This window comes from Sphingobium aromaticiconvertens, assembly GCF_037154075.1.
GTDB lineage: Bacteria > Pseudomonadota > Alphaproteobacteria > Sphingomonadales > Sphingomonadaceae > Sphingobium > Sphingobium aromaticiconvertens.
The window spans coordinates 218,601-232,105 of the sequence record NZ_JBANRJ010000001.1; the positions used below are offsets into that span (position 1 = coordinate 218,601).

Here is a 13,505-nt window from a genome sequence, read left to right on the forward strand (position 1 = left end):
TGTTAAAGACGCCCCGTATCCAACCAAGGGGCGCATAATGGCCGACAATCCGATGCTGAAATTCGTAGGAACCGGACAGGCTTACCCCGAGAAACGCGCCGCGAACGAGCGCGCCGAGGATTTTGCCGAGATCAGCCGCAGCTTCCTGGTCGAAAAGGCCGAAGAGCAGGCGTCGCGCTGTTCGCAATGCGGCGTGCCCTATTGCGCGACCCATTGCCCGCTGCACAACCACATCCCCGACTGGCTGCGCCTGACCGCCGAGGGGCGCGTCCGCGAAGCCTATGAATTGTCGAACCAGACCAGCACCATGCCGGAAATCTGCGGTCGCATTTGCCCGCAGGACCGCCTGTGCGAAGGCAATTGCGTCATCGAATTTTCCGGCCACGGCGCCGTCACCATCGGCAGCGTGGAAAAGTTCATCACCGACACAGCCTGGAAGGAAGGCTGGGTCGAGCCGGTCGTGCCCGGCGCGGCCACCGGCATGTCCGTGGCCATCATCGGCGCCGGGCCTGCTGGCCTGACGACAGCGGAATATCTGCGCGTGGCGGGGCATGAAGTGCATGTCTATGACCGGCATGACCGCGCGGGCGGGCTGCTGACCTATGGCATTCCCGGCTTCAAGCTGGAGAAGGACATCGTCATGCGCCGCGTCCAGCGATTGAAGGACGGCGGCATCGTCTTCCACGAAAATTTCGAGGTCGGTCGCGACGCGAGCATGGAAGAATTGCGCGCAAAGCATGACGCAATCCTTATCGCCACCGGCGTTTACAAATCGCGCGACATCCGCGCGCCGGGCGTGGGCGCGCCCGGCGTGGTCAAGGCGCTGGATTTCCTCACCGCCTCCAACAAGGCCGGCTTTGGCGATGATGTACCCAGCCACACCGACGGTTCGCTGCTGGCGACGGGCAAGAATGTCGTCGTCATCGGCGGCGGCGACACCGCGATGGATTGCGTTCGCACCGCCATCCGTCAGGGCGCCAGGTCCGTGAAGTGTCTCTATCGCCGCGACCGCGAAAATATGCCCGGATCGCAGCGCGAGGTCGCCAATGCGGAAGAGGAAGGCGTCGAGTTCGTCTGGCTTTCCGCCCCCATCGCCTTTGAAGGCACCGAACATGTGTCTGGCGTCAAGGTCACGAAGATGCGCCTTGGCGCACCCGACGCGTCAGGCCGCCGTGCGCCAGAGCCGGACCCCGGCAGCGAGTTCACGCTGGAGGCCGACATGGTCATCAAGGCGCTGGGCTATGATCCAGAAGAACTGCCCAAGCTGTTCGGCGCGGAGGATCTGTCCGTCACCCGCTGGGGCACGCTGCGCGTCGATCACAAGACGATGATGACCAGCATGGATGGCGTCTTTGCGGCGGGCGACATCGTGCGCGGCGCATCGCTGGTCGTCTGGGCGATCCGCGACGGTCGCGACGTGACCGAACATATGCACCGCTACCTGACCGTGAAGGCGAAGGCAGGCGAAAGGGTCGCGGCGTGAGGGCAGCGTTTCGCTCCTTTCTGATCGCTCTCGCCATGGGCGGCGCGCTGCCCATCACGCAGGCACAGGCGGATTCGACCGTGATCGCATCCGCCGATCCCGCGCGCGTCGCAGCGGCCCGGCCGGTCGTGGACAAGCTGTTTCCCGTCGGCACCTACCGACGGATGATGGGCGGAACCATGTCCAAGATGATGGACAGCATGATCGGTGGCGTAATGAAAATGCCGATCGCCCAGATCGCCCGGATCAGTGGCGTGCCTGCGGACAAGCTGACCGGAATGAGCGAAGCATCACTGGAAGAAGTGAGCACGATCGTCGACCCGCATTTCCGTGAGCGGACCAAGCTGGGCATGGACGCCATGATGGGCGGCATGACCGATCTGATGGACGGGTTCGAACCCAATGTCCGCGGCGCGCTGACCCGCGCCTATGCGCGCAAGTTCGATGTCCGGCAGTTGGGCGAGATTAATGCGTTTTTCGCGACGCCCACCGGCAACCGGTTCGCCAGCGACTATATGTCGATGATGATGGACCCGGACATCATGAGCGAGATGCAGGCGTTGATGCCCGAAATGATGAAGAAGATACCGGATATGGCGGAAAAGGCGAAGAAGGCCACCGAGAGCCTGCCACCGCCCCGCAAGGCATCCGACTTGTCGGATGCGGAAAAAACCAAATTGGCCCAGTTGCTGGGCATAAAGTCCAGCGACCTTAAGGATAGCGCCGCACAGCCTGCGGAAGGGACCGAATAATGACCGACCAGACAAACTTCATGGCCAGCCCCGAAGAACGCGCACGGATCGCGGCCGAAGGCATGTACCGCCCCGATTTCGAAGGTGACGCCTGTGGCGTGGGCCTGGTCGCGGCAACCGATGGTCGCGCATCGCGGCGCGTGGTCGCCAGCGCGATCGACGCATTGAAAGCAGTATGGCACCGTGGCGCGGTCGATGCCGATGGCAAGACCGGCGATGGCGCGGGCATCCATGTCGACCTGCCGGTGCGCTTCTTTGACGACGCGATCGCGGACTCCGGTCACAAGCCTCTGCCCAATCGTCTGGCCGTCGGCATGATCTTCCTGCCGCGCACGGACCTGAACGCGCAGGAAACCTGCCGCACGATCGTCGAGAGCGAGATCATCGACGCGGGCTACACCATCTATGGCTGGCGTCAGGTGCCGGTCGACGTGTCCGTCATCGGCGAAAAGGCGCAGCGCACCCGGCCAGAGATCGAGCAGATCATGGTCGCCGGACCGATGCCCGAGGAACGCGACATTGGCGAGTTCGAAAAGGACCTTTACCTCATCCGCCGCCGGATCGAGAAGAAGGTGATCGCCGCGCAGATCCAGGATTTCTACGTCTGTTCGCTGTCGTGCCGCTCGATCATCTACAAGGGGTTGTTCCTGGCCGAAAGCCTGTCGGTTTTCTATCCCGACCTTCAGGATGAGCGGTTTGAGAGCCGCGTCGCCATCTTCCACCAGCGCTATTCGACCAACACTTTCCCGCAATGGTGGCTGGCCCAGCCATTCCGCACGCTTGCCCATAATGGCGAGATCAACACGATTCGCGGCAACCAGAACTGGATGAAAAGCCACGAGATCAAGATGGCCAGCCTGGCCTTTGGCGACCAGTCGGAGGACATCAAGCCGGTGATCCCGGCAGGCGCGTCCGACACCGCCGCGCTGGACGCCGTGTTCGAAGCGATCTGCCGTTCCGGCCGCGATGCGCCGACGGCCAAGCTGATGCTGGTGCCCGAAGCATGGCAGGCCGGCGGCGAGACGCCAAAGCCGCATCTCGACATGTATGAATATCTCGCCTCCGTCATGGAGCCGTGGGACGGCCCCGCCGCGCTGGCGATGACCGATGGCCGCTGGATCGTCGCGGGTGTCGACCGCAACGCGCTGCGCCCGCTGCGCTACACGCTGACCGGCGACAACCTGCTGATCGTGGGGTCGGAGACCGGCATGGTCGTGGTCCCCGAGACGACGATCGTCCGCAAGGGGCGCATGGGTCCGGGCCAGATGATCGCCATTGATCTGCAAGAGGGCGAACTCTATGACGACCGCGCGATAAAGGATCGGATCGCGGGCGAGCGCCCCTATGGCGAACTGATCAAGGACTTCATGGCGGTCAGTGACCTGCCGCAAGCGCAAAGCGCCCTGCCCAATTGGGACAAGGCGGACCTGACGCGCCGTCAGGTCGCCGCCAACCTGACGCTGGAGGATCTGGAACTGATCCTCTCGCCCATGGTCGAGGATGCGAAGGAAGCCATTGGATCGATGGGTGACGACACGCCGCTGGCGGTCATCTCCGACAAGCCGCGCACGGTCAGCCATTTCTTCCGCCAGAATTTCAGCCAGGTCACCAACCCGCCGATCGACTCCTTGCGCGAACGGCATGTGATGAGCCTCAAGACGCGCTTTTCCAACCTCCACAACATATTGGAGCAGGACAAGCAGAACAGCCATGTGCTGGTGCTGGATTCACCGGTGCTGACCAGCGCCGAATGGGCACGGCTGAAGGCGCATTTCGGCCCGGCCGTGGCGCAGATCGATTGCACCTTCTCAAAGGATGGCGGGCAGGAGCAATTGCGCGGCGCGATCGCCCGCATCCGCGAAGAAGCCGAGCAGGCAGTGCGCGAAGGGCGGACCGAACTGTTCCTGACCGACGAGAATGTCGGGCCGGACCGGATCGCCATTGCCGGCGTATTGGCCGCAGCAGCGGTACACACGCATCTGGTCCGCAAAGGGCTGCGCTCCTATGCGTCCATCAACGTGCGCTGCGCCGAGGCGCTGGACACCCATTATTTCGCGGTGCTGATCGGCGTCGGCGCGACCACGGTGAACGCCTATCTGGCCGAAGCCAGCATCGCCGACCGCCATGCCCGCGGCCTTTTCGGCAGCCTCGACCTCGACGCCTGTTTCGAACGCTATCGGGTCGCCATCAACGAAGGCCTGCTGAAGATCATGTCCAAAATGGGCATCGCGGTCATCAGCAGCTATCGTGGCGGCTATAATTTCGAGGCGGTGGGCCTGTCCCGCGCGCTGGTGAACGACCTGTTCCCAGGCATGCCCGCGAAAATCTCCGGCGAAGGCTATGCCTCGCTCCACTATAGCGCCAGCCTGCGGCACGAAATGGCCTATGACGCGGCAGTGCTGCGCCTGCCGGTCGGCGGCTTCTATCGCCAGCGCAACGGGGGGGAAAGCCACGCCTATTCAGCGCAGTTGATGCACCTGTTGCAGACGGCGGTCGCAACCGACAGCTATTCGACCTATCTGCAATTTTCGCGCGGCGTGCGCGATTTGCCGCCAGTCTATCTGCGCGACCTGCTGGAGTTCAACTTCGCCCGCGAAGCCGTGCCGATCGACGAGGTGGAAGCCACCACAGAGATCCGCAAGCGCTTCGTGACGCCCGGCATGAGCCTGGGCGCGCTGTCGCCCGAGGCGCATGAAACGCTGGCGATCGCCATGAACCGCATCGGCGCGAAGGCGGTCAGCGGCGAAGGCGGCGAGGATGCAAACCGTTTCAAGCCTTATGAAAATGGTGACAACGCCAATTCGGTCATCAAGCAGATCGCGTCCGGCCGCTTCGGCGTCCATGCCGAATATCTGGGATCAGCCGAAGAGATCGAGATCAAGGTCGCTCAGGGCGCCAAGCCCGGTGAGGGCGGGCAGTTGCCCGGCTTCAAGGTGACTGAGTTCATCGCAAAGCTGCGCCATTCGACGCCGGGCGTGACGCTGATCTCGCCGCCGCCGCACCATGACATCTATTCGATCGAGGATCTGGCGCAGCTCATCTACGACTGCAAGCAGATCAATCCGCGCGCGCGCGTCTGCGTGAAGCTGGTCAGTCAGGCGGGCATCGGCACCGTGGCGGCGGGCGTGGCAAAGGCCCATGCCGACGTCATCCTGATCGCGGGCCATGTCGGCGGCACCGGCGCTTCGCCGCAGACCTCGATCAAATATGCGGGCACGCCCTGGGAAATGGGTCTGTCCGAAGCCAATCAGGTATTGACCCTCAATGGCTTGCGCCATCGGGTGAAGCTGCGGACCGACGGCGGCCTCAAGACCGGGCGTGACATCGTCATTGCCGCAATCCTGGGCGCGGAAGAGTTTGGCATCGGCACGCTGTCGCTGGTCGCGATGGGCTGTATCATGGTGCGCCAGTGCCACAGCAACACCTGCCCGGTGGGCGTATGCGTGCAGGACAGCGCGCTGCGTGAGAAGTTCACGGGCACGCCGGAGAAGGTCATCAATCTGATGACCTTCATCGCCGAGGAAGTGCGCGAAGTGCTGGCACGACTGGGCTATCGCAGCCTGGACGAGGTGATCGGCCGGACCGAACTGCTCAAGCAGATCAATCGCGGCGCCGAACATCTCGACGACCTCGACCTCAACCCCATATTGGCCAAGGTCGATGCGACCGACGAACAACGTCGCTTCTCGCTGAAGGAATGGCGCAACGAGGTGCCCGACAGCCTGGACGCGCAGATGATGCGCGACGCCAAGGCCGTGTTCGAGCGGGGCGAGAAGATGCAACTGACCTACACGGTGCGCAATACGCACCGTGCGGTCGGTACGCGCCTGTCGGCCAAGATCACCGAGAAGTTCGGCATGTCCACTCTGGCGGACGGGCATCTGACCGTGCGGCTGCGCGGATCGGCGGGCCAGTCGCTGGGCGCGTTCCTGTGCAAGGGCATCACGCTGGAAGTGTTTGGCGACGCCAATGACTATGTCGGCAAGGGCCTGTCGGGCGGCATCATCGCCGTGCGGACAACCGTGTCCAGCCCGCTGGTCAGCAAGGATAATACCATCCTGGGCAACACCGTCCTCTATGGCGCGACCAGCGGCAAGCTGTTCGCGGCGGGTCAGGCAGGCGAGCGCTTCGCAGTCCGCAATTCGGGCGCCAAAGTGGTGGTCGAGGGCTGCGGCGCCAATGGCTGCGAATATATGACCGGCGGGACCGCCGTGATCCTGGGTGAAACAGGCGCCAATTTCGGCGCGGGCATGACCGGGGGCATGGCTTTCATCCTGGACGAGGATGGCAGCTTCCCGGCGCGGGCCAACCCGGAGAGCATCGTCTGGCAGCGGCTGGAAAGCGCGCATTGGGAAGGCGAGCTGAAGGCGCTGATCACCGAACATGCAAAGATGACCGACAGCAAATGGTCGGCCACCATATTGGAAGATTGGAATCGCTGGCGGCGTTATGTCTGGCAGGTTTGCCCGAAGGAAATGATCAATCGCCTCGCCCAGCCGTTGAGCGATGCACCGCAAGAAGTGGTTGCGGCGGAATAGGCCGACCCGCCACCCTGTCGATCGCCATCCTTAGGTCGGCGGCGCAGGGATTGGCGGGGCCGGCACCAACGTCAGAGATGGGACCGGGGGCGACGCGACAGGCGGTGCCCCCTCCTCCCCATCGGCGAATCGCTGGATGTTGGCGGGCAGACGATGCATGTCCGACGGTGGCCGTTCGACAGGTGGTGCTTTGACCTCCTGCGTCAGATACTCGGCGACCACTGGGTCGCTTGTACCCTCGATCATACCATCGGCATCCCAGCCCGGATTATCTGCGGCCATGCGTCGCTCTGCCAGCGTCGGACCGCAACCTTTGCAGACGATCTCCCCTGGTCCCTTGTCCGGGCGGCTATTGGCAAGAGCCGACGAATCGCCAACGTCGTCATTGATCGTGCCCGCATAGCCGGGCAGGACGCGGGGCGGCTGGCTGGTCGCGAACGACCCCACCGCCAATCCCAGCATCACGCTGCCGCCGATCAAAGCCGCGCTAGCCATCCAGAATCGTGTCGACATGGCGGCATTTCTCCTGATTCTCGCGCGGCGAGAGGCCGATTGTCGCTTCATGAGGCCTTGTCCCCGCGAAGATCATGCCATCCATAACGAGGGACGCGATCGGTTGTTGCATGGGGCACAAGCCTTTGCTAATGGCCTGCGCCTACCAAGTGCCGGACCCGTCCGGTTTCCCTTGAAATGTGCGGTCATGGCGGAATTGGTAGACGCGCAACGTTGAGGTCGTTGTGGCCGAAAGGCCGTGGAAGTTCGAGTCTTCTTGACCGCACCAATTTCCTTTGAAAACAAAGGATTTTTCGGGGGTTTGGCGCAATTTGGCACATAGAGAAATCTGCAAGCTGTGCCAAACCCGCGTCGAACTGCATGATGGGTGGCCCCAATCGAGGCCTAGCGGATGATGCGAGGACGTCCCATTCGTCCGTTCAGTTGGACGCTGCTAACCCGCGCCCATTCGCGAGCAACTTCGGGAAGCCACCTAGGTCGCGCCAGCGCGGAGACATGCGGAGGTATAGCCGCCATTTCCCTGAGAGATGCACCATCCGCGCGAGCATCGTAGGCGCGCAGCGCCATGGCCGATCGTACTATCCGGGAAGTCCCCGCGACCGGGCCCGGCTCAATCCCCGCCAATGCCTGCTCAAGTCGTTGGATCGTGTCTATCTTGCGAACCAACCGCCCATCCTGCGCGAGCTGGTAGGTGAGATGGACGGGGCCTGACATGACGGTTCCCGAGACAACATCCAGGCGAAACACCTCGCCATGAACGATAAGGCGGACATGTTCGCCATCCACATCAGGGAGGATGCGGGAATCGAAGCGGTGAATGTTCGTGGCATCCGATGCGGTCGTCGCTTTCGCAGCGACCGAGTAGCCGATCTCGCCTGCAGACATTTCCGCAGTCAGTGCGCTGGCCGCGGCAAATCGCCGGTAGACAGGATCGCGACGCAACACTTCCCAGGCAAGAGCGTCCCGGCCAAGCGCCGGGATGGCATCATATGCTGCCCTGTCGCGCCAGTCCGGCAGTCGCGCGGTCCCGGTCACGCTGCTCATCCCTCAGCCCATTTCACCCATTTGGGACCGGACGAACATCGCTGCGGCCTCGGCTTGGTCGGGGCGTAGCCGACGAGCGCTGCTAGCTGTGGCGAGAAGAGCCTCGCCACCTGCGGCGGATAGACCAGCCATTGCAGTTCGAACGGTTTCAGCCAGCCGAGACAATAGCTGACGACGATGCCGCGCCGTGGTGCGGCGCTGACGTTGCCCCCGCCACCATGGAGGGTGGAGCCGAGGAAGATCAGGGCATCACCCGGCGATACCGTCGGCACGTTCGCTTCCTCCTCGGGAAGGATGGGAACGTTCCAGTCAAAATGGCTTCCGGTCCAGAGCCGCGTGCCGCCGTTCTCCCGCGTGAACGTCTTCAACGGCCACATGACGTTTACGAGATATTCGAGGCTGCCCTTCGGCCCGGCCCACATGTCCTGGTCGCGGTGGGGCAGTTGCGCCAACGCGCGGGGGTGGATCTCGATCGCCTGGGTCAGGTTGAGCGCGATCCGCTCGCACCACGGCAGCAGCATCTGCTCGACGATATCGAGGACCAACGGATGCATCACCAGCCGCTCGATCGCCGGCGAGCGCGTCAGCAGCAAACCGAAGCGCTTGGTGCGCTCGCCATAGAAGGCGCCCCGGCACAAAGGCGTCGCAGCAAAGCGGGGATTCAACTCTGCCTCAATGTCGAAGATCAGTGCCGGCTCGATGGCGTGTCCCAATACGCACCGGCCGTCGCACGCGAGCGTACCGACATGGCGGTCGACTGCGGCGCTCACGCCGGCACCCGTTCGAGCACGGGGGAATAGACACCGGACCAGCGAAGCCGCTCCGGCGTATCCGGCCGGACATGGATGAGGAAGGCGCCGATCGGCCCGCCCGGAATGCGTACCGCGGGCCCGAGCGGTTCGGCCTGCCAGCCCAGCGACAGCACTTCCTTGCGGAACGGGTCGGGAATGATGCCCGTATAGCGCTCGATGCCGCGATCGAGCGCGACGTCCACCATCGCAGAGAAGAGTATGTTGCGCAGCTCGCGGCGGCGCTCGGCCCCATGCCGCTGGGGCAGGCAAAGCCGCGTGCTTTCCCATGTTCGCTCGTCGGCCGGCACACGCCGAGCGGACAGAGATGGGGGACAGCGTGCCGAGCATATGCGGCCGGGTGCTCGGGAACAGCCGGATCGACGCCGCGTGGCCGCCATCGTCCTCGGCGATGATCAGGTAGATCGTATCGGCATTGTCGAACTGGTCGATCTCGTACTGGCCATCGACGACTGGTACGTCCCAGCCGAACAGGTCGACGAAAAGGCGCTTGCGGTCGGCGAACATGGATTGAAGCAGGGGGCGTTTTTTGGTGCCAGGTGACTGTCGATGACTTGGATCATGAGAGGGTGCTCCTGGTCGTGGTGTCGCCCACAAGAGAAGCAGCCGGAGGGTTCCTGAAATAGACCGAGTGATTACTCGGGTTGACGCCTCAATTCGTGAAGGCCGATCTCGCCGGCAAGCACGGCGCTCACCACCAATTCGGTGCGATCATGTGCGTTGAACAAGTGTCGCGCCTCGGTCAGATATCCGTCCACGGTTCGCGGCGTTAGCGAAAGCGCCCGCGCAATTTCCTTATTGGAATATCCACGGCCAGCCAGTGTGACGCAATCGCGCGGGCGTGGGTGCAACTTGGGTTGAGGTGGAACGATCTCCCTTTCGCCGAGAATCAACCGCCGAGCGGATTGAAACGCGAAAATCCCGATCATTTGGGCAGCGCCGAGGTAGCGCGGGCCGTGCTCCGGGCGACGCATGCCTGCGAAGGTGCACGACCCCATGCAGTCGCCTAGTCGAACGTAAGGCAGCGTGATGCCTTCGTTCAAACCTTCGCGCGCACCCATTTCTAAGCTGGCGCGATCCTGTCGATCCAGTTTGATGATGCGGGAGAGATCGGACCAAAGAAATGCGCTGTCGGCAAAGATACATCCCCGAATAACCGGATCGCGGCGATATCTCTGCCGACCAATAAGATGTTCGGTGATTGCCGTTGGATAGTCTTTCAGATCGACACGGTCCCATCGCTGTGCCCGCAAGTCGTCATGGTGGATCAAGGCATAATGCAAAAAACCTAATTCCCGCGCGATGGCCTCCATTAAAGCTACTAATACCAAGACTCATTGATCGGAACCTGTGAGCCCAATTTCGAAGTCCGAGGGTCATGATGCGCCATGGGTGATCGATGAGGCGGTTCCATGCGAAGCAGCAATGGTCGACGATATTGTCATAGGACGAGAAGATACGGTTCGAGAGCCAGTTATCGCGCATAAACTGCCATAGATTTTCGACTGGGTTCAACTCTGGGCATTTGGGCGGCACCGGCAGCAATGTGCTATTGGCGGGGATCGTCAGTGCGCCGGACATATGCCACCCGGCCTGATCGAGCATGAGGATGGCATGGGCGCCCGGCGCGACCTGACTGCTGATCTCGGCCAGATGCATGGCCATCGCTTCACTATTGCAATGGGGCATGACGAGCCCCGCGCCTTTCCCCTCGGCCGGACAGATGGCGCCAAAGATCCAGGCCGATGCCCGGCGCAGATCGCGGGGCGCTATTGGCCTGGTTCCGCGTTTGGCCCAGCGCCAGGTGACCTTGGTCTGCTGGCCTATCCGAGCTTCGTCCTGCCACCACAGCTCTACGGGCGTGCCTTTGGGAAGGGTTTTGCGGATTTGCGCCAGACTGGCGGGAACTCTTTTTAAAAACGGCGATATCCGCGAGGTTCTGCGCATGATGGCGCGGGCGAGCCGAGAGCTTGCGATAGCCCATGGTCCGCAGTTCATGCCCCAACGCCTGTTTGCTGATTGAGATATTGAACTCGTCCCACAGCCACTGGCCCAAATCAATAAGGCGCCAACGCACAACGCCATGGACAGCAGGTGTCGGCCCCGTCTCGATGATCTCCTCCAGCGCGCGGCGGTGTCCGTCATTGAGGATCGTTGCCGGCCCTGGCGCCTTGCGTGTCAGCAACCCGTCCGGCCCCTCAGCGTTGAAGCGAAAGACCCAATCCCGCACAATCTGACGCGTCACGCCGCCGACAAGGGCAGCATCACTGCGGCTGCCGCCGTCCAAAATCGTCGCTATTGCCAGTAGTCGACGTACTTGTGCCCCGTCCTTGCAGCGCCGTGCAAAGGCACGAACATCACCGGCGCTGAAATCACCGCGAAGCGTGATCGGAACAGACATCGCAAAACTCCTCCAGTTTGCGATGTTGAATCACGATATGGCGCCTTCCCAAAGCCCCAACAAGTCAGATTCCGCAGCTCTTGGTATAATTCATCTTTCGTGTCAGTCGCGCGCAAGGCATCCACAACGGTGTACGTCAGCGAGAGACAAGAAATACCGCGTGTAAGTGTGAGACTAGCGAGCATCTACCCATATTCCTCGCCCCCAACAAATTTGCCGCCAAAAACAGTCCTCTCGGGCGAGATGTTCGAGCCGACGGAAGTGGTAGGCCACACAGAACGCGCTCAAGGCATTAGCTTATCGTATGAATGACAAAGGTATCGGCGATTCTGGCGTCGCCATTGTCGGGCCACTCGGCGTTCCGGGTGAGTGACCTTTCGAAGAATGGGTCGTCACGGCCAGGTTCATTCTGCAGCCTCCAAGATGACCGACGGAGCAGCGAACGGACAAGTCGCATCAATATCCGTACTTCAACGTAAACCCGACTTGCCTGGGTGGATTATAGACGGCCATATCCGCTGCGGCCGTCGGCACCAGGCCTTGAACGAACGCCTTGTTCGTGATGTTGTTTGCAAAGAATGCTACGGAAAAGCGGCTCTCGTCCGAAGTGAAGCCGAACGTCGCATTTATCTGCTCATGGGCCTTGGCATAGACACGATAGCCCAGCTCCAGCGGGCTGCGGCTGGTATAGTAGACAGAGACCGTCGCATCAAAAGCACCCGCCTGCGTCGAACGCTTATAGTGTCCCGTCAAATTGGCCGTAATCTTCGGCGTCCGCAGAAGGCGTTTGCCCGCGACGGACTCGCTATATGTGGTCAATCCAGAGGCGCTCAACGGAGGTACGTAATAGATCGCACCGTCGAAATCGTTGTATTTCGCCTTTGGCAGCCATGAACCTGCCGCGCGAAGCGAAAATTCGTCCGACACGTTCCAGGTCGCATCAACATCGATGCCATATATGGACGCCTTCGCCGCGTTCGAGGTCAGGATTGTGAGGCCGCTAAAGTTTTGTACTTGGATATCCTTATACTGATAATAAAAGGCGCTCGCGGCCAGCGACAGCCGGTGCGCGCCCTTCTTGAAGCCGACTTCGAAAGCATCCAGGCTTTCCGGCGCCGCTACCAACGCTTCCGTTGATGAACCGGGCAGGACGATCACCGGGTTTATCACACCGCTTTTGAAGCCCTTGCTGTAAGTGAAGTATAGGTTGCTCGATGGATCGAGCTTGTAGCGCGGCGTGAACGAACCCCAGCCCGCGTCGGGCCCCGGAATCGGCGTCGCCGCCGTGACACGGTTCGCAATAACAGTGCCTTTCTTGCGATCATGGGAATATCTTCCACCGACGGTCAGCGCAAGACTGTCCAGAAGATCGTAGGCACCTTCGGCAAATGCCGCATAGGAGTGCGTGATGACGCCCGTATCGGAGTTCACCAAGTTCGGAAGGACATCGGGATTTATGATCGTGCCTGCGGTTTCATTTCCCCGGAACGCGAACACACCCGCGACATATTTGAACCTCGACGCGCCCTTCGAGGTCCAGATCAGTTCTGCGGACGTGGTCCGGGTGAGCTGCGGAACCTGAAAATCGAGGCATGGGAATGTCACATAACATCTAAGGCGTTCGGCGGGATCGGCGATTGCCCCGCCGCTGACGTCGACGCGCACATTCGCCTTCACCCGATTATGCGCGATCAGCGCCGTGAGGCTTCCAGCGTCGGTGTCGACCGTCCCTTTCAGCGAGGCGCCGTAAATTTCGGTCTTGATGAAGGCGGAGAAATCATGGGCAGTGGTCCAGGGATAGCGGCAGCGTGGCGTGCGCAGTATCTAGAGGCCGATATACTCCCAAATTGCCAAGCGGGACGCACAAAGGAGCCATTGCCTCATCGGCGATGCGACCCGCCATGCCCGTCAGCCCAGCGATCGCGCGCTGCTGCCTACCAAACCGGGCTTGCCACCCATTTTTAT

Annotated in this window: 9 protein-coding genes, 1 tRNA gene and 2 pseudogenes; 4 read left to right on the plus strand and 8 right to left on the minus strand. The window is 61.8% G+C overall.

The genetic code is table 11. From position 1 onward, the window contains the following. Positions 1–37 precede the first annotated feature (37 nt). Genes WFR25_RS01155 through gltB form a run of 3 tightly spaced genes read left to right on the plus strand, consistent with a single transcriptional unit; the run spans position 38 to position 6,773 of the window. A complete protein-coding gene (locus tag WFR25_RS01155; protein WP_336967748.1) occupies positions 38–1,483 on the plus strand; it encodes an NAD(P)-dependent oxidoreductase in 1,446 nt (481 codons plus the stop codon). Next, positions 1,480–2,235: a DUF2059 domain-containing protein gene (locus tag WFR25_RS01160; protein WP_336967749.1), complete on the plus strand. Its 756-nt coding sequence runs from the start codon at positions 1,480–1,482 to the stop codon at positions 2,233–2,235. Before WFR25_RS01155 ends, WFR25_RS01160 begins: the two co-directional genes overlap by 4 nt. After that, positions 2,235–6,773 (plus strand): glutamate synthase large subunit, encoded by a 4,539-nt coding sequence (gene gltB, locus WFR25_RS01165; RefSeq protein ID WP_336967751.1) that lies wholly within the window; start codon positions 2,235–2,237, stop codon positions 6,771–6,773. Before WFR25_RS01160 ends, gltB begins: the two co-directional genes overlap by 1 nt. A 30-nt stretch (positions 6,774–6,803) precedes the next feature. Here the strand turns inward: gltB and WFR25_RS01170 are convergent, their stop codons facing one another. Continuing rightward, on the minus strand, positions 6,804–7,286 hold the full coding sequence (locus WFR25_RS01170) for a hypothetical protein (protein ID WP_336967753.1): 483 nt from the start codon (positions 7,284–7,286) through the stop codon (positions 6,804–6,806). A 181-nt stretch (positions 7,287–7,467) separates the two neighbouring features. On the opposite strand from WFR25_RS01170, the gene WFR25_RS01175 reads away from it, so the two are divergent. Then, positions 7,468–7,554: transfer RNA gene (locus WFR25_RS01175), tRNA-Leu, on the plus strand. Between the two features lie 116 nt (positions 7,555–7,670). Here the strand turns inward: WFR25_RS01175 and WFR25_RS01180 are convergent. From WFR25_RS01180 to WFR25_RS01210, 7 genes and pseudogenes are all read right to left on the minus strand, one after another. Next, a complete protein-coding gene (locus WFR25_RS01180) occupies positions 7,671–8,321 on the minus strand; it encodes a transcriptional regulator domain-containing protein (RefSeq protein WP_336967756.1) in 651 nt (216 codons plus the stop codon). A 5-nt stretch (positions 8,322–8,326) separates the two neighbouring features. Beyond that, the gene (locus WFR25_RS01185; protein WP_336974565.1) at positions 8,327–9,100 is read right to left on the minus strand and encodes a phytanoyl-CoA dioxygenase family protein; all 774 of its coding nucleotides are present in this window, start codon (positions 9,098–9,100) and stop codon (positions 8,327–8,329) included. Continuing rightward, a complete protein-coding gene (locus tag WFR25_RS01190; RefSeq protein WP_336975045.1) occupies positions 9,097–9,429 on the minus strand; it encodes a hypothetical protein in 333 nt (110 codons plus the stop codon). Before WFR25_RS01190 ends, WFR25_RS01185 begins: the two co-directional genes overlap by 4 nt. A 91-nt stretch (positions 9,430–9,520) precedes the next feature. Beyond that, a pseudogene (locus WFR25_RS01195) lies at positions 9,521–9,646 on the minus strand (acyl-homoserine-lactone synthase); the annotation flags it as partial. A gap of 128 nt (positions 9,647–9,774) precedes the next feature. Beyond that, positions 9,775–10,452: a helix-turn-helix transcriptional regulator gene (locus tag WFR25_RS01200; protein ID WP_336967757.1), complete on the minus strand. Its 678-nt coding sequence runs from the start codon at positions 10,450–10,452 to the stop codon at positions 9,775–9,777. 31 nt (positions 10,453–10,483) lie between these two features. Then, positions 10,484–11,540 (minus strand): annotated as a pseudogene (locus WFR25_RS01205) (IS630 family transposase); the annotation flags it as partial. A 456-nt stretch (positions 11,541–11,996) separates the two neighbouring features. Continuing rightward, the gene (locus tag WFR25_RS01210) at positions 11,997–13,217 is read right to left on the minus strand and encodes a TonB-dependent receptor (RefSeq protein WP_336967758.1); all 1,221 of its coding nucleotides are present in this window, start codon (positions 13,215–13,217) and stop codon (positions 11,997–11,999) included. Between the last annotated feature and the right edge of the window lie 288 nt (positions 13,218–13,505).